The 17,121-nt window shown below is 61.0% G+C and carries 12 protein-coding genes; all 12 read left to right on the top strand.

Annotation, left to right across the window (positions count from 1 at the left end; all coding sequences use genetic code 11):
* Position 1: 1 nt before the first annotated feature.
* The 12 genes from tssK to tssH all read left to right on the top strand — a co-directional run bounded on the left by tssK (position 2) and on the right by tssH (position 17,080).
* Positions 2 to 1,345 carry a type VI secretion system baseplate subunit TssK gene (tssK, locus tag GSUB_RS05380; protein WP_040199593.1) on the top strand — a complete coding sequence of 448 codons (1,344 nt, stop codon included), beginning with the start codon at positions 2 to 4 and terminating at the stop codon, positions 1,343 to 1,345.
* Positions 1,346 to 1,348: 3 nt separating this feature from the next.
* A complete protein-coding gene (gene icmH, locus GSUB_RS05385; protein WP_040199594.1) occupies positions 1,349 to 2,107 on the top strand; it encodes a type IVB secretion system protein IcmH/DotU in 759 nt (252 codons plus the stop codon).
* Complete coding sequence (gene tssM, locus GSUB_RS05390) at positions 2,104 to 5,727, top strand: type VI secretion system membrane subunit TssM (RefSeq protein ID WP_040199595.1); 3,624 nt, start codon at positions 2,104 to 2,106, stop codon at positions 5,725 to 5,727. The genes icmH and tssM overlap by 4 nt, the downstream gene beginning before the upstream one ends.
* A gap of 11 nt (positions 5,728 to 5,738) precedes the next feature.
* Positions 5,739 to 6,758, top strand: a complete 1,020-nt coding sequence (gene tagF / locus GSUB_RS05395; RefSeq protein ID WP_040199596.1) for a type VI secretion system-associated protein TagF — start codon at positions 5,739 to 5,741, stop codon at positions 6,756 to 6,758.
* Positions 6,755 to 8,323, top strand: coding sequence for a type VI secretion system protein TssA (gene tssA, locus GSUB_RS05400; protein ID WP_040199598.1), 1,569 nt, complete (start codon positions 6,755 to 6,757; stop codon positions 8,321 to 8,323). The genes tagF and tssA overlap by 4 nt, the downstream gene beginning before the upstream one ends.
* Positions 8,324 to 8,395: 72 nt before the next feature.
* Positions 8,396 to 8,908, top strand: a complete 513-nt coding sequence (tssB, locus tag GSUB_RS05405) for a type VI secretion system contractile sheath small subunit (protein WP_040199599.1) — start codon at positions 8,396 to 8,398, stop codon at positions 8,906 to 8,908.
* Between the two features lie 13 nt (positions 8,909 to 8,921).
* Positions 8,922 to 10,457 (top strand): type VI secretion system contractile sheath large subunit, encoded by a 1,536-nt coding sequence (tssC, locus tag GSUB_RS05410; RefSeq protein WP_040199600.1) that lies wholly within the window; start codon positions 8,922 to 8,924, stop codon positions 10,455 to 10,457.
* A 226-nt stretch (positions 10,458 to 10,683) separates the two neighbouring features.
* A complete protein-coding gene (locus GSUB_RS05415) occupies positions 10,684 to 11,169 on the top strand; it encodes an Hcp family type VI secretion system effector (protein WP_040199601.1) in 486 nt (161 codons plus the stop codon).
* An 88-nt stretch (positions 11,170 to 11,257) separates the two neighbouring features.
* On the top strand, positions 11,258 to 11,674 hold the full coding sequence (gene tssE / locus GSUB_RS05420; RefSeq protein WP_052464591.1) for a type VI secretion system baseplate subunit TssE: 417 nt from the start codon (positions 11,258 to 11,260) through the stop codon (positions 11,672 to 11,674).
* Positions 11,667 to 13,400, top strand: coding sequence for a type VI secretion system baseplate subunit TssF (gene tssF, locus GSUB_RS05425; protein ID WP_040199602.1), 1,734 nt, complete (start codon positions 11,667 to 11,669; stop codon positions 13,398 to 13,400). The genes tssE and tssF overlap by 8 nt, the downstream gene beginning before the upstream one ends.
* Positions 13,364 to 14,329 carry a type VI secretion system baseplate subunit TssG gene (gene tssG, locus GSUB_RS05430; RefSeq protein ID WP_040199604.1) on the top strand — a complete coding sequence of 322 codons (966 nt, stop codon included), beginning with the start codon at positions 13,364 to 13,366 and terminating at the stop codon, positions 14,327 to 14,329. Before tssF ends, tssG begins: the two co-directional genes overlap by 37 nt.
* Positions 14,330 to 14,335: 6 nt before the next feature.
* Positions 14,336 to 17,080 carry a type VI secretion system ATPase TssH gene (gene tssH / locus GSUB_RS05435; RefSeq protein ID WP_040199606.1) on the top strand — a complete coding sequence of 915 codons (2,745 nt, stop codon included), beginning with the start codon at positions 14,336 to 14,338 and terminating at the stop codon, positions 17,078 to 17,080.
* The last annotated feature ends 41 nt before the right edge of the window (positions 17,081 to 17,121 follow it).

Raw genomic sequence — 17,121 nt, forward strand, 5'->3', positions numbered from 1 at the left:
AATGGGAATGAACGGTCTGCGAAAAATTATCTGGACTGAAGGGATGTTCCTTGGCCCACAGCATTTTCAGCAGTGGGACCGTTACCAGGAGCAGGTTCAGGGGCTCTTCACCCGCACCCTCAACCCTCTGGCCTGGGGGTTGCTCGATCTGCGGATTGATCACCGGTCCCTGGAAAACGGCCACCTGCGTATTGAGAATTGTCTGGCCCTGTTCCCCGACGGGCAGTTGGTTGCCTATGACGCTGCTGTCGATCCTCCTTTAGGCTGCGAACTGGAGGGGCGCGGCGGCGACAGTGTGGATGTCTATCTGGGGCTGCCGGCAAACCGCTGTGTCGAGGGGATTTCCGGCTATCCCCAAAGGCGGCTCCTGAGCGGCTGGCAGGCGGAATATCTTGAAATTGCCGATGAGTACGACACCGAACGCGGCCGCGAAGTGCTGATGGCGCGCCCCAATCTGGTGCTTTTGCGTGCTGACCAACCCCGCGATGCCTTTGCCGCGCTGCCGGTTGCGCGGGTCCGCAGCCAGGGGGATGGCAGCTTCAGCCTGGTACGGGAATTTATCCCTCCTGTTGCGAGCATCAAAGCTTCACCCCGCCTGGAATCTCTGCTGAGTGGGATGGTGGAGATCATCGCTGCCCGCATGCGCATGCTGAATGACCGCAAAAATGCCTGTGGAGGCGGTGCAGGCGAGTTCGTTCAGAGTGATCCTCTCAATTTTCACCTGCTGCAGGTTCTCTCCGGTGCCTGGGGTTCGCTCAAACATTTTCAGCATCACCCCGAACTGCACCCTGAAATTCTTTATCGGCACCTGAGCGCTCTTGCAGGAAGCCTGCTGGCTTTTGCGAAAGGGGATGCCGACGAGATCCCACGCTATCGTCATGAGGCTCTGGATCAGGTTTTCCCTCCGCTGGCGCAACTGCTGGAACAGCTGATGGAGGTGCAGACCCGCCAGCGCAGTGTGGAGATGGTCCTTGAACGTGAAAACGACTGCCTGTGGCGGGTTGAGGGCCTCGCCCCCGAGCAGCTGCGGGGAGCGTCCTTTTTTCTTGAAGTGGATCATGCCGCCGACAGCCCCGACTGGATCACAGACTTTACCCGCCAGGTGAAAGTCGGAGCGCGCAGCAGCATAGAACAGATGGTGGCTTCGGCGCTGCCGGGTGTGCGCCTGGTCCACACCCAGCGTCCGCCGGCGCGCATGTCGGTGCGCAGCGGCTGCGAATATTTCCGCCTGGAGGCGCGCGGCGATGCCTGGAAACGGATGGTGGAGGAGGGGACGATCGCCGTGTTCGTCTCTCACCCTTTTGCCCAGGCGTCGCTGGCCCTGGCCAGGGTACAGGAGTCTTAAGAGATGGAGTCTCAGGTCAGAACCGGCGAGGTTAATCCTCTCCTTGAGTGCAGTCAGACGCTTTTCAGCCTGGTGGCGCCGTTGCGCGGCAGCGATGACGGCAAGCAGCCGGATGAAGGTTTTCGCGACCGAATCATGGCCGGTTTCGATCAGATGGAGCGCATGGCTTTTGAACGCCAGATCGGCATGGTCATCCTCAAGGACGCAAAATACGCCCTGGCCGCGTTTGTCGACGAGGCGGTGATGTGCAGTCGTTGGCCGGGGCGCACCGCATGGATGAGCCGCCCCCTGCAACTCGAAATGTTCGGCGACCATGTGGCCGGCGAGGGTTTTTTCGAGCGCCTGGCGCAGCTTCGTCAGGGGGGCGAGGCCAATCTCGACCTCATTGAGCTGTATTACATCTGTCTGCAACTGGGGTTTGAAGGGATCTACAAGGTGCGGGGTCTGGAACAGCTCATGGCGCTGCAGGTCGACTTGCGCAGTCAGATCGAAGGATATCGCGGCGTGGTCGATCCACGTCTTTCGCCGGCGGGTGTTCCCCGGGACGGGTTTTTCAACCGGGTTCGGCGTGAAGTGCCTTACTGGGTGGTCACGGTGACAACGGTGGCGGTGATTTTTTTCGGATATGTGGGCTACGCCTACACCATCAATCGGATGGCGACTCACAGCGTCGTTGAGATGGAGGCCGAAGGCCGCATCATCAACCAGCTGGCGATGAACCAGCGGCGGGCTCCTGTCACGCCGGAGGAGGTCGAACCGTGAAAAGCTTTCTGCTGCTGTTGCAGGGTTATCTGCTAGGGCGCACCGGCAGCCGGGTCATCGGTATCCTGCTGCTTTTCTCCCTTATCTGGTGGGCTGGGCCCTATATCGGACTTGAGGGAGAAAACCTGCGTATCGGGATTATTCTGGTCATCATTCTCCTGTTGCTGCTGGCGTGGGGAGTGCGGCTGCTTCTGTTGCGTCGCCGCGCCGGCCGTTTTCATGCTGAACTGCAGTCCAGCAGCGGTGCGGGTGATGACGACCGCCGGCTTGAGATCGAGGAGCTGCAGAAAAAGATCGATGAGGCGGTCGCCACGCTCAAATCTTCGGAGCTGGGCGTGAATCATCGCGGCAGCGCGGCTCTTTACGCCTTGCCCTGGTTCATGATCATCGGGCCGTCGGCGGCCGGCAAGACCACCCTGCTACGCCACTCGGGACTGCACTTTCCTTATGCCGATAAGGGCGATATCGATATCCGCGGTTTCGGCGGCACCCGCAACTGCGACTGGTGGTTCTCCAATGAAGCGGTTTTGCTGGACACGGCCGGGCGCTACACGACCGAGCCTGCCGACAACAGGGAATGGAAGGCGTTTCTCGGCCTGCTTCGCAAGCATCGCCGCCGCATGCCGGTCAACGGAGTGCTGGTGGCTATCAGCCTTGAGGATCTGCTCACCGGCGATGAGGACGCCATCGCGCAGCACGTCAAGATCATCCGCGACCGACTCGACGAGTTGACCACCGGTCTGGGGTGCCTGGTTCCCGTTTATCTGGTGGTGACCAAGTGCGATCTGCTGCACGGCTTCGTTTCTTTCTTCGAAGATCTCGGGGAACACGACCGCAATCAGGTCTGGGGTGCATGGCTGGGGGAGCAGAACGACCCGGAGACCCTGGTTGCTGACTTTGAAAAACATCTTGATGATCTCTATGAGCGCCTGTGCTCCATGCGTCTGCGCAAGCTTTCCATGCAGCGCCGCTTTTCCGCCAAGGCGCAGATTCATGAATTCCCAGCCGAGTTCAAAGAAGCTGCGGCACGTTTCGGCGAGTTCACGCGCCTGCTGTTCAAGTCCAATCCCTACCAGGAAACCCCGCGTTTCTGTGGCGTCTACCTGACCAGCGCGACCCAGGAAGGCACTCCCCTGCAGCGTATTCTCGGCAACATGCGGCAGGCTTTCGGTTATGTCGAGGATGGATCGTCGGCCAAACCTGAAATCGTGCGCAGCTACTTCGTCAAAAAAGTATTCCAGGACATCATTTTTGCCAATGCGCAGGCAGGGGTGAAGACCCGGCGGCGTGAGATTGCGGCGCGGCTTCTCAAATCGAGCTGGATCGCGGCATCGCTGGCGTTGATCGCCGGCAGCTTCATGGTGCTGAGCACTTCGCTGACCAGCAACACGCTGCTGGTGAAGCGCGGTAGTGCTGCGGCGGAGCATGTGCGGACAGTATTGGCCGCCGCCGACCCACAACCGGAGCAGGTGCTTGGCTCTCTCGAGGAATTGTACTCTCATTATCGCAATCTGCAGGCGTATGAACACAAGCGCCCCTGGCATCTGGTGCTGGGAGTTTATGAGGGCGGGGCGCAGCTTGCCCCTACCCGCAGGATTCTGCTTGAAGGGCTGGAGCTGAGCTTTTTCCAGCCGGTCGCGCGGGCCCTCGAGTTTCGCCTGGAGAACCAGATTCGGCAGTGGGAAGCCCTGGACGAAAAAGGGCGAGAGAAGATGCGCGCGGGTTTTTACCGTGATCTGAAAACCTACCTTATGCTCACTGAGCCCGGGCGGTTGGACATTGAGGCGGTGAGCCCTCTGTTGTCTGAGCTCTGGCAGGAAGAGCTGATGCGCAGCCGGGTGCAGGATTCCGAAGATTCGTTATTTGCCGACCATCAAGCGCAGACTCTGGTCGGATTTTATCTCGATCATCTGAAGAAGGACTCACCGCCCTGGAGGGTTGCCGCCTGGACGGCGCGTGAGGGACTGGTGGAACAGGCCCGCGGGCAGCTGCGAACTCCGCCGGACGCACAGCGCCTCTATGCGCAGCTTGTCGACCGGGGATGGGATCAACTGTCGGAACTCACGCTGAAGGATCTGATCCGCGGCTACGATTTCGGCCTGTTGAGCAGTGATTTCATTCTGCCGGGCGTGTTTACCGAGAAGGGCTGGCGCGAATTTGTGCGTCCGGAGATCGACCAAGCTGTGGACGACGCCAGCCGTGGCGATTGGGTGATCGGAGCGCGCCCGGAACTTGAGGAAGAGGAATCGGGCGAGGCCGCCGGTTCCGTTGGTCATTATGAGGATGCTGAACTGGCGCAGCGGCTGGAGCGGGAGATCCGGCGGATCTATTTCGCCGACTACGCCGAAGCCTGGTTCGCCCTGTTGGATTCGGTGCGGGTTGCGCCATTTTCATCTGTGGATGATGCGGCACGAAAAATTCTCATCCTGTCACGCAGCGACGGGCCCATCGGCGAACTGATGCGCGTGGTTTCCGGCAATATCAGTCCCCTGGACAGCCCCGCTGCGTCGGCGGCCGCGCTGGCGGAAAAAGCGGCGGATATGCCGGGCGATGCGCGCCATACGGTCGCCGAGTTGGAGGGGCCGTTGCGCGATCTGCGTAAATTCTGCGACCCGGCCGACAAGATGAGCGTCAGTCTGCTTGTCAACCAGTACCTGCTTGCCGTCTCCGCCATGCAGAGCGAGATCGAGGCCCTGGGGGCGGCCGCCGATGTGCCCCGCGAAGCAGGCGAGTATGCCGCCAATATTTTGACCGGCGGCGGCGCCCGTTGCGAGCTTTATAAGAGCTGGGTCTCCACCACCAGACTGCTGGGCGGCATAGAAGCTCGCACGCGGCGCGTGGCAGGCAACCTGCTGATGGCTCCGCTGCGCCATGCCTGGCAGGCGATTCTGGCGGAAACCCGCAAAGATCTGCAGAGAGCCTGGAAAAACAATGTTCACGCCGCTTATGGCCGCAAAGTCGAGGGACGTTTTCCTTTCGTCGCCGATGGGCAGGATGCCGCCCTGGTGGATGTGACCGATTTCTTCCGCCCTCAAGACGGTGTGCTCTGGTCATTCGTCAACCACAACCTGTCTCCCTTCCTCACACGCGAGCGTAACGGCTGGCGCCAGAAGACCTGGCTGGGGCAGGGGCCTGGCTTCAACCGTCATCTACTGCAGGGATTGGAGCAGGCGCGGCTGATCAGTGACGGTCTTTTCCGGCGCGGCGGCGACGAGCCCGAGGTGCGCTTCCATCTCTACCCCATGCCGGTGCGCGGCTTGAGCGAAATGTTCCTGGAGTGCAACGGCGGTTCCTACCGTTATCGCAACGAACCCCAGGAGTGGCGCCAGTTTCATTGGCCGGGAGATATGCAGAGCCCCGGAGCGCGGGTGTACGGCATAACCGGTTTGGGAACCGGACGGGCTGAGCTCGAATTCGACGGCGTCTGGGGGCTGTTTCACCTGCTGGAGAAAGCCCGGCTGACGGCGGAAAGCGGTACGCAGTATCTGAGCGTATGGGAGCTGAATGCCGATCACGGCATGCCGGTCGCGGTGCAGTTTAAAATCCGCGCCGACCGCGAGAACAATGTCTTCGAGCGCGGGCTGTTCTCAAAACTGCAGCTGCCTTACACCATCTTTTAAGAGTTTTCCGGATGTTCGGACTTTTTACACGCAGCGCCAGAAATCCTGTCGCCCGCCGCGACGTCGACCAGCACGGTTGTTTCGGCAAGATGCCGATTCATCCTGACTTTATCCGTCATGGCGTGCGGGCCAGGGAGGTCGTGGCTTTCGAGAATTGGGTGCAGGGGGGCGTCGGCCTGATCTCCCGCCACGGGCAGGGAGGAGAGCGCAACCCCCTGTCCGCTTTTCCGCGCCACCATCTGGTCATGACCGGCGGGGAGCAGGACCGGACCCTGGGCGCGACCCTGAGTGCCAGCCGAGACCGCAGCGGCCGTGCCTATCCTTTTGTCGTGTTCAGGCTGGCCGATGAGCCCCTGTTCCACGAGATGCAGGCCGCTGCCCCGCTGGTTTTTGATGAATTCTACCAGTGCAGCAACGAAATTCTTGACGCGCCCTGGCGCCAGGAGCCGCTTGCTCTGCTGCTTGATCGCATCGACGGTATGGCCGCGCGCGATTACGGTCGGTCCCGCCGCCAGCTTCTTGAACGACAGATCGCCTTGCTCGGCGACATTTCCATGGGCCGCTTCTGGCAGGAAGCCTTCCCGGGACAGGCGCCTGCCCGGCAGGGGTTGTTCGAGGCTCTTTTCAGCGCGCTGCGCAGTGCGGCGCGCAGAGGGCCGGGACGCATCACCTGGGGACTGCGCTTCCCGCTGGCAACCGGTGACCATGTACTGCCGACGGTGGTTTTCTGGGTGCAGATGGTGGAAGCGATTCTTGAAGACCGTCACTGGCGGGCTCACTATTTCTGGCATGAGGGCAATGAGGGGGGACCGGGATCGCTGACCCTGTTTTTCCGGCCGCCGGCTCCCTCCCTGTTTCTGTGGCTGATGCCGGACACTGTTGACGATAGCGGGTTGTTCGATCTGAGGCGGGCCATGCACGAGCGCTCCGATGTGAGTTGTCCCCCGGAGCTTGCGCGCATGTTGCGGGATGACGAGGTGTCCATGCTGGATCTTCTTTACCGCGCAGGCCGGCGGGAGGTGCTGCTGTGAGCGCCCCGGCCGAAGCCGCCGCTCCGGCGCAACTGTCGCTGCTGGAGGCGTTCTGTGCTCCTTTGCCCGAAGGTGGTGAAGACCCGCGTTATCGGGATGAATTTCTGCTGGCCAAGCGGGAAATCGACAAGCTGCATAAAAACGATTACGACCTCATCCATGATCTCTGCTGCGCTCTGCTATCCCGGCAGGGCAAGGATCTCCGGGTTGCAGGCTTCCTGGTGATGGCCTCTCTGGGGCGTGACGGCCTGGTGGGGCTGATCGACGCAACCGAGGGTTACCGCCATCTGCTGGAGCATTTCTGGGACGACTGTCATCCCCGCAAGGAAAGTCTGCGGATCAGCGCCGTCAACTGGCTCAACGGCGCGCGCCTCGAGGCGATGGCGCGGGAGGCGGGACGCAAGGCATCTGCGGACCAGCGGGATCAACTTCGTCGTAAGGTGGATGAAATCAACCGCCTGCTGAGTTCCCGGCTGGGGGATGAGGCTCCACGCTGGCGATCGATGGACGACTGGCTCAAGACCGAGCCGCCTGCTGAACCCTCTCTGCCGGCAGCGGCGGGGGATGTTCAGAATATGCCCGCATCTTTCTCCAAAGGAGGAAAAGATGAAGCTGAGACTGAACCTGAAACGAATTGCGCATTTTCCCGGCAGCAGGCTGACATCGGTTCGGAGCGTGAGGCCTTCGGCATGACGCGCGCCCTGAGCCGCTTTTATAACGAGCAGGGCAACCGTCTTCAGGCTGCGGCATTCAACCGTGCCCTGCGCTGGGGAGGTTTGAACCTGCCGCCTCATGATCAAGGGCGGACCCGTGTTCCGGCCCCCCGCGACAGTGCATTTGCCGCTCTCGAACATCAGTGCAGGACCGATGCTCCGGAAGCGTTGCTCGATCTGTGCGAATCCCTGTTTATGGAACCCGGCGGGCAGTTCTGGCTCGACCTGCAGTATCAGTGCAGCCGGGCCGCCGGGGCGGCAGGGTTGGAGGATCTGCAGCGATTCATCGACGGGCAGACCCGTTTGCTGCTCGAGCGCTTCTCCGAATTGGAATCGTTGAGTTTTGAGGACGGACGTCCTTTTGCCTCGCCCGCGACCCGCAGCTGGCTCGATGAACTGGGGAATACCCCTCCCGGGGAGACGAGCCAGCCCGAACCTGCGGCCCTGGATGGCTGGGACGCGCAATTGACGGAACTGGTAACAAAAGCCCGCAGTCTGGCGGTTGAAAAAAAGCTTTCCCAGGCGTTGAACCTGATCCGTACTCTGCCTGCGCCGAATAAAGCACGGCGTCTGCGCCTGCAGCTGGCACAGGCCGAGATCTGCCTGCAGGGCGGCCGGCCCGATGTGGCGCTGCCCCTGGCGCAACATCTGGAAGAGTTGTCCGCAAGCCTCCAGGTGGAGCATTGGGATCAGTCCCTGGCCCTTGAGATCTGGCGGACCGCTCTTGAAACCTTTCAACAGTGCCTTCGCAGAGCCGCGCCCGAGGAGAAACCCCTGTTCAACGAACACATCCGCTGCCTGCGTGCCAGGATCTGCCGCGCCGATCCGGCAGTTGCGGTGAAATGGCTTTAAAAAGACCATCCGGGACAGAACCTGCCCCGGATTGAACAGTGACGTAAATTCGTTCCCACAAAGGAGATCTGCATGGCTGACAGTTTTCAGAAAGAAATTCCGAAGGCGCGCGTCAATATCGCCCTCGACGTCGAGACGGGGGGCAGCCGCAAAAAGATGGAACTGCCCCTGAAGATGCTGGTGGTGGGTGATTTCACCAACGGCAGGACCCAGGGCAAGGTGGCGGAGCGCGAACGGACCGAGATCAACCGGAATAACTTTGAAGCCGTGCTGCGCGACATGGCTCCCGAAGCGCGTTTTTCAGTGCCCAACGAGCTGGCCGGTGACGGCAGCGAGATTGGGGTGTCGCTCAAATTCGACTCCATGAAAGCTTTTCATCCGGACCGGGTCGCCAATCAGATTCCCGAGATGCACAGCATGATGGCGATGCGCAACCTGCTCAAGGATCTGAAGGCCAATCTGCTGGACAATGCCGGCTTCCGCAAGGAGTTGGAAAAGATTGTCAAGGATCAGCCCGAGCTTGCCGAATTGACCGGGCAGTTGGAAAAAATTCTCCGACCGGTGCCCGTCACCGGCGGCGAGTAGGAGGAACCCCGATATGGCTATCCAGGAAAGTATCCAGAGTAAAAACGTTGTCACCGAGGACTGCACCCCTTCGAGCGCCTATGAGCGGTTGTGCAGCCTGGTCGACATTTCGCCGCTCGACGAAACGGTGGCATTGGACACCTTCGCTGACGCCGGCAAACTTGCCGATATCTCTCTCAACAAGCGGCTCACCGCTGCCATCCAGGTATTTCTCGATCTTGCTGCGCGCAGCAGCAGTGGCGTGGAGCGCATCGACAAGACCCTGCTCGACTCCTATATCGCGCAGATCGACGAAACCATCAGCCGTCAGCTCGACGCCGTATTGCATCACGCCGAGTTCCAGCGGGTCGAAGCCTCCTGGCGCGGTCTGAAACACCTGGTCGACCGCTGTGATTTTCGCGCCAATATCAAGCTCGAACTTCTTGACTGTCGCAAAGACGACCTGCGCGACGATTTCGAGGAGGCGCCGGAGACGGTGCAGACCGGCCTGTATCGCCACGTGTACGTCAATGAGTACGATACGCCGGGCGGACAGCCCATTTCGGCCATGGTCGCCAATTACGAATTCGACAACACGCCCCAGGATGTGGCGCTGCTGACCGATGTTTCGCGGGTCGCAGCCAGCGCGCACTGCCCCTTCATCAGCTCGGTGGGTGCACGCTTCTTCGGTAAGGAGAGTATCGACGAGCTGCCGAAGATTCATGATCTCGCTACCTACATGGAGCGGGCCGAATACATTCGCTGGCAGTCTTTTCGCGAATCGGAAGATGCGCGTTATGTCGGTCTGGTTCTGCCGCGTTTCCTGCTGCGTTTGCCTTACGGGGCCGACAGCAACCCGGTGCGTACCTTCAATTACGAAGAGGAGGTTCGCGCCGAGCACCATGGAAATTACCTGTGGGGCAATGCCGCGTTTGCATTTGCCGCCAATATCGCCCGGTCCTTTGCCGACAACGGCTGGGCGGTCAATATCCGTGGGCCCGAATCCGGCGGCAAGGTCGAAAATCTGGCCATTCATAATTACGATGTCGGCAAGGGTCTCCAGAGCAAGATCCCCACGGAGATCCTCATTCCGGAAACGCGCGAACTCGAATTCGCCCAGCTCGGATTCATCCCCCTGAGCTACTACAAAAACAGTGACTATGCCTGTTTCTTCTCGGCGGACTCGGTGCAGAAGCCGACCCAGTACCAGGCTGACGACGCGACCGCCAACGCCCGCATCAACGCGCGTCTGCCCTATATCTTCCTGGTTTCGCGCATATCGCACTATCTCAAGGTGCTGCAGCGCGAAAATATCGGCACCACCAAGAGCCGCCAGACGCTGGAGAACGAACTCAACACCTGGCTGCAGACCCTGGTGACCAAGATGAAGGATCCGGAACCCGATCTGCTCGCCACCCATCCCCTGAAGGACGGGCGGGTTGAGGTTGCAGAAATTCCTGAAAACCCCGGCTTCTTCAGCGTCAGCCTGTATGTGATTCCCCACTTTCAGATCGAAGGCGTGGATGTGCGGCTCAACCTGGTGGCGCAGATGCCGCGCGCGGAGAAGTAGGCGGGGGAATGGAGAAACGGGGGAAGCCGCCGGTACGGCCCCTGTCCATCTCCAGGGACGCATGAACCCATCCCTGGGGCTTAATTGTCGCCATCCCTGGCGACAGATACCCTGGAGATGGACAGGGGCCGTACCGGCTCTCCCGTAAGAAGAAAAAGAGATGCAATGTTTTTTCAATGCCCGGAGATGAGCTTCGGGATATCAACCCAAGGAGGAAGTACAGAAAATGGCAATTCCGGCTTACATGTGGATCAAGGACGATCAGGGCAACCAGATCGAGGGACCGATCACCGTGCAGGGGCGCGAGCAGAGCGTTGAAGTGCTCGGCTTCGATCATGAACTGCGCATCCCCACCGACAACGATACGGGCGCTCTCACCGGCACTCGCAAGCACGAGCCGTTCAAGTTTCTCAAGGCTTTCGACAGCTCTTCGCCCTACATGTACAAGGCCTGCAGCAACGGCCAGACACTCAATGAACTATTGCTGCGCTGGTACCGCATCGACGACACCGGCACCGAAAAGGAATATTTCCGTCACAAGCTTGAAGGGGTGAAGATCACCTCCATCAAGCCGACCATGCACAACGTCAAGGATCTGGACAAAGAGCGCTTCCCCCATCTGGAGGAGGTCTCGGTGCGCTATTCCAAGATCACCTGGACTTACGTGGACGGCAATATCGAGTTCAGCGACTCCTGGACCGAGGGCCGCTGATTTCCGTTGTCATGCAGTTTATTGTCATGCCGGGGCGAGGAGGGGCGCCCCGGCCCTTTTTTGATTCCTCTTTTGATTTGAATACCTGATGGCCCTGGCTTTATTCGACATTCTGACCGGCTCTGGATATCCGCAGGACGACTCCAGTACCCGTGCCGCGTTGGACAGCGTGCAGACCCATCTGCAGCGCTTGTTCAATACCCGCCGCGGTTCGCTGGTGCATCTGCCGGATTACGGTCTGCCCGACATCGGCGCGGTTTATGAAAACCTTCCCTATTCGGTGGATGACCTGGCACGGCAGGTGCGGCTTCTGATCGAGCGGTATGAGCCGCGGTTGAGCGCGGTGCGGGTGCGTCGCCTCGGATCGGTGGGGGATGACCGGCGCATTCACCTTGAAGTGGCGGCATCTCTTGTCTCCGTAGGGGATGTGCGTTTTCGGACGGTATTCGAGAGTGCCGGCAGCGCTCAGGTAAACGCCCGCGGCGTGCGGAGCCATCATGCGTGAGTATTATGAAGCAGAGATGCGCCTGCTGAGTGAGTCGGCGCGGGAATTCGCCCGTCTTCATCCGGAACAGGCGGCCATGCTCAACCTCGATGAGCTGCGCGATCGCGACCCTTACGTGGAACGTCTGCTGGAAGGGGTCGCCTATCTGAACGCCCATGTGCGGCGCCGCCTTGACGATGATGTACCCGAACTCTGTGAAGCGCTGCTCAATCAGCTCTGGCCTCATTTTCTGCGCCCCTTTCCGGCGGCGACCATCGTGGAATTCTCACCTCGGCCAGGTCAGTTGCAGCAACCACAGACCTTGAATCGCGGCGCTCTGCTGATGAGTTCCCCCCTCGGTCCCGATCGGGTCATCTGCCGGTTTCGCACCACCAGCGAAGTGGTGCTGCAGCCCCTGCAGCTGAAAAACGTGCAGACCGAGGAAGAAGCAGCAGGCGGTACATTGCTGAGGCTGAGCTTTCAGCTTGATGCAGGGCTGGAGGCTGAGAGTCTCGACCTCGCGCGAATCAAATTCTATGTCCACGCCGATGCGGCCCTGGCCCTCAAGCTCTATCATCTGCTGGCGGCGGGGGTAAAAAACGCGCAGATCCGTTTTCCGGACTTTCCCACGCAAAGCGCACAGAGTCTAGGCGGACAGCAGGCCGTCGCTCCCTGTCATCTCGCTGGCGATGATCTGCTGGTACCGGGCGTCGGGCGCAGTTTTCTCGGCTACCATCTGCTGCATGAGTATTTCTGCTTTCGTGAGAAGTATCTCTTCGTCGAGCTGCGCGGGCTGGAGGAGGTCCGTTGGCCGCGGGACTGTCATGATTTTGAGATTGAACTGACCCTCGCCGGCCAGTTTGAGCGTGAAGAACGCCTGAACCGCACGCACCTGAGGTTGCATTGCGCGCCGGCGATCAACCTGTTTGAGACAACGGCCGAACCGATCCGCCTGACGCATCGACGTAGCGAGAACCGACTGCTGGCCGATGCTTCTACCACTGAGGGCGTGGAAATTTACAGCCTCGACGGGGTCGAGGGGATCAACGCCGCCAACGGGGAGCGGCGCGCTTATCGTCCTTTACACGACTTCCGCCACAAAAAACAGGCTGAGCCTTATTACCAGCTGTCCCGCCGCCAGGAAGGCGATGCCGCGCCGGCGCATTTTCTGACCCTCGGCGGTCTGGAGGATTATAGCAGCGAGACCCTTTCCTGCGCCCTGACCGCCTGCAACGGCGAACTGCCCCGCCGTCACCTGCAGGAACGCGGTTTGAGCCTGTCCACCAGCGACATGCCCTCGTTCCTGCGTTTTTCCAATCTGCTGCGACCCGCGCCGCGACTGCAGCCGCCGGCACGGCGCGATTTTCGCCTGACCCTGCTTTCTCATCTGAGCATCAGCCTCAACGCCCTGGATTCGCCAGATGCTCTGCGGCGGCTGCTGCGGCTCTACGACTGGAGTGGCCGGGAGCAGAATCAGCGAAGGATTGAGGGCATCTGCGAACTGCAGGTCGCGGCCTGCAACCGCATTCGCAAAGGTGGATTGTGGCGCGGGGTCGAGGTGCGTGTGGGGCTGCGGGAAGACCACTTTATCAACCGGGGTGACGCATATCTGTTCAGCGAGCTGCTGCATGTGTTTTTCAGCCGTTTTGCGTCCCTCAATGTGTTTGTTGAAACGGTGACGGTGCTTCACCCCTCGGCTCAGGAGATGCGATGGCCCCCGCTGTACGGCGACAGCTCTCCGCTCTGATCAGAGACCTGACAGATGATGCCGCGCCCTTCGAGTATTTCCAGGCCGTACGCCTGATAGAAACCGCCGCTGCAGCTTCCGGCAGCGGAAGGGGCGGGCCCGGGGAGGTGGTGGGCCTGCGCACCGCGGCGGATCTCTCGTTTCCCGCCGCCGATGTGCGGCGTGCCTCTATCGGGAAAGACGGGCGGGTGGTGCTTGAATCCGCTTTCCTGGGGCTTTACGGGGTTGATGCTCCGCTGCCGGCCTATTTCCGTGAGAGTGTGGCGCACGAGGGTAAGGCGGGACAGTGCCTGCGATCGTTTCTTGATCTGTTCGGCGGGCGTTTTTACGAGTTGTTGTATCTGGCCTGGAAAAAGAACCGCGCTCATCTCTTCGATGACAACGCCGCCAATCCTCTGGAGGATTACCTGCTTTCCCTGTCCGGCGTGGTTCAGGGTGAGCGGGGAGATCTGGCCATGGCCTATTCAGGAGTTTTCGGTCGCCGGATCAAAGGGGCGACAGCCCTGGCCGGGATGTTGCGTGACCGTCTGGGGGTGGCGGCTCGCATCGAAGAGTTTGTGCCCTGCTGGGTGGAAACGGGCGCGGTCTCTTCGCTTGGTCGGAGTGGGATGACGCTGGGGGACGATGCCCTGCTGGGCGAGCGGGTGCTCGATGTCGGGCGCAAGATCAATATCCGGGTCGGACCCCTGTCAGAGGACCTTATGCTGGATCTTCTCCCCCTCGGCAATGGCGCGGGGGATTTGCGGGATATCGTCAACGGCTACCTGGAGCCGACGCTGGAATACGACGTCATTTTCGAGTTGGAATGCGCGGCTTCTGAACGCCGCCTGGGGTGCGATCCCATTCATCTGGGCTGGACCAGCTCTCTGGGACGATCGACTGCCGCGCTGCGCCGCATTCGCCTGGCGGGCAGTGCTTACAAGGGGTGATCAATCATGGATAATCGACAGCTTCGCTCTCTGCTTGAGCGTCTCAACAACCATTGTGTCAACGCACTGGAAGGCGCTGCGGCATTTGCCGCAACACGCGGCCACGGCGAGGTGACTATCGAGCACCTGTGCGTCAAACTGCTGGAGCAGGGGGGCGGTGATTTCGACCGTGCCCTGCATCGTTTCGGTGTGGACCTTGATGCTTTCTGGCAGGCGCTGCTGGCCGCGCTTGCCCGGCGCTCCGCCGGTCCGGCAGGCAAGCCGCTGTTCGGAGCGAGCTTGCAGCAGTGGCTGGAACGCGCCTGGCTGGCAGCCTCGCTGCATTATCACACGGATCGGATTCACTCGGCGGCGCTGCTCGATGCCCTGGTGACTCTGGCTCCGGCGCTGCCCGAAGAGACCTTCGCCCTGCTTGACAATGTTTCGCCGGAGATCCTGCGCAAAGAGTTTGGCCGCCCGGGTGATGATTCCGCTGAGGAGCAGGGGGGACAGGATTCTGCAACGACGATGGCCTCCCTTCAGACGAAAACCTCGCCCGGAGGGGAGGCCAGCTCCTTTCTGGCGCGCTTCACGGTAGACATCACCGCCCGTGCCGCCGCTGGGGATATCGATCCGGTTCTCGGCCGCAGCCGCGAGATCCGCATGATGCTCGATATCCTTGCGCGGCGCCGCAAGAACAACCCCATCGTGGTGGGAGAGCCCGGCGTCGGCAAGACGGCGGTTGTGGAGGGACTGGCCCTGCGCATTGCCGCCGGCAGCGTGCCGGACAGTTTGCGCAAGGTACGCCTTCTCGCGTTGGATCTGGGACTACTGCAAGCCGGAGCCGGGGTCAAGGGTGAGTTCGAAAAGCGGCTGAAAAACGTGATCGAGGAGGTCAAGGCCTCGCCCGAGCCGATCATCCTGTTTATCGACGAGGCGCACACTCTCATCGGCGCCGGCGGCGAAGCGGGGCTCGGCGATGCGGCCAATCTTTTCAAACCGGCCCTTGCGCGCGGCGAACTGCGCACCATCGCGGCCACTACCTGGGGGGAATACAAGAAGTATTTCGAACGCGATGCCGCCCTGGCGCGGCGTTTTCAGCCGGTCAAGGTCGAGGAACCCAGCCAGGAGGATGCCATTGCCATGCTCGGCGGTCTGCGCGACCTCTACCAACAGCACCACGGCATCCTGATTACCGACGAGGCGGTGACCGCCGCAGTGCACCTGTCGGCGCGCTACATTTGCGGGAGGCAGCTGCCCGACAAGGCGATCGACCTGATCGATACCGCCGCCGCACGTCTGTGCATGGCCCAGTCCGTCGTGCCGGCGGAGATCGACGCGGACAGAGAGCGTGCCGCGTTTCTGCAGGGACGGCTCAGTGCCTTGATCGCCGAAAAAGCCCAGGGGGTGTCTTTTGACGACACCCTGCTCAAGAAGGTGGGAGATGAGCTGGAAGAAGTTCAGAGGCGGCTATGGATGGCGGAAAAGAAATGGGCGGCAGAAGGTGAGCTGATCCGCCAGGTACGTGGTCAGCGTGAAGAACTGCCGGCGGATGCTGGCGATTGCTGCGGCAAGGTGGTGGCTCTGCGCCGCGCCGCCGGACAGACCCGCGCCCAGCTTAAAGAGGCGCAGGGAGAAAACCCCATGCTGCAGGCCGAGGTCAACGGCGAGGCGATTGCGGCGGTGGTCTCCGAGTGGACAGGCGTGCCGGTTGGCCGCATGCTGCGTGACGAACTTGAGGCGCTGTTGAAGTTCGAGGAAGCCCTGGCGCAGCGCGTCATCGGCCAAGACGATGCATTGGCCGTCATCGGTGAAACCATCCGCAGCGCCAAGGCCAGTCTGCGCAACCCCGCAGCTCCTCTCGGGGTGTTCCTGCTGGCCGGTCCGAGCGGCGTCGGCAAGACGGAAACCGCTCGCGCCCTGGCGCAGCAGCTGTTTGGGGGCGAACGCTTTCTGGTCACCATCAATATGAGCGAGTATCAGGAATCTCACACCGTCAGCCAACTCAAGGGATCGCCTCCCGGCTACGTCGGCTACGGCGAGGGCGGCATCCTGACCGAGGCGGTGCGTCAGCGCCCCTATGCCGTGATTCTGCTCGACGAAGTGGAAAAAGCCCACCCCGACGTGATGAATCTGTTCTACCAGGTTTTCGATCGTGGCTTCATGCGTGACGGGGAGGGGCGCGAGATCGATTTCAAGAACACGGTCATCCTTATGACCAGCAATCTCGGCGCCGAGGAGATCAACGCTCTTTACAGCTCGTTGGATGAAGAGGGGGACGAAAGCCAGACCGCGCCGACCCTGTCGCAATTGGGCGATGTCATTCGCCCTGCTTTGACTCGGCATTTTGCACCGGCGCTGGTCGCCCGCATGCAGGTGGTGCCCTTTCGTCCCCTGAGCGCGGAGGCGCTGCACAACATTGTCGCTCTCAAACTCGACGAGGCCGCACAGCGCCTGCACGCCGCCCATGGGATCGAACTGCGCTGCGCGCCCGAGGTGCTGGAGTTTCTCGCCGAGCGCTGCCGTCAGCCGCAGACCGGCGCGCGCTTCATCAACGCCCTTCTGGAGCAGCGCCTGCTACCCGGTATCGCGCGCAACCTGCTGGGGTATATGGCCGAAGACGACATGCCGGATATCCTGACTCTGGAGATGGATGAGCGGGGGGAGGTAGCGTGCGTATATGCCGATCGGGTGGAGGCGGATTCGGTGAATTTCACCGCGGAGGACGCTGAGCACGCGGAGGAAAATCTCAAGGAGTTTTCTTCTTTTTAGAGTGCGCTGCACAATAAGAACCAGATGGTTTCTATTCACCG

Origin of the sequence: Geoalkalibacter subterraneus (assembly GCF_000827125.1) — a bacterium.
In the GTDB taxonomy this organism is placed as follows: Bacteria; Desulfobacterota; Desulfuromonadia; order Desulfuromonadales; family Geoalkalibacteraceae; genus Geoalkalibacter_A; species Geoalkalibacter_A subterraneus.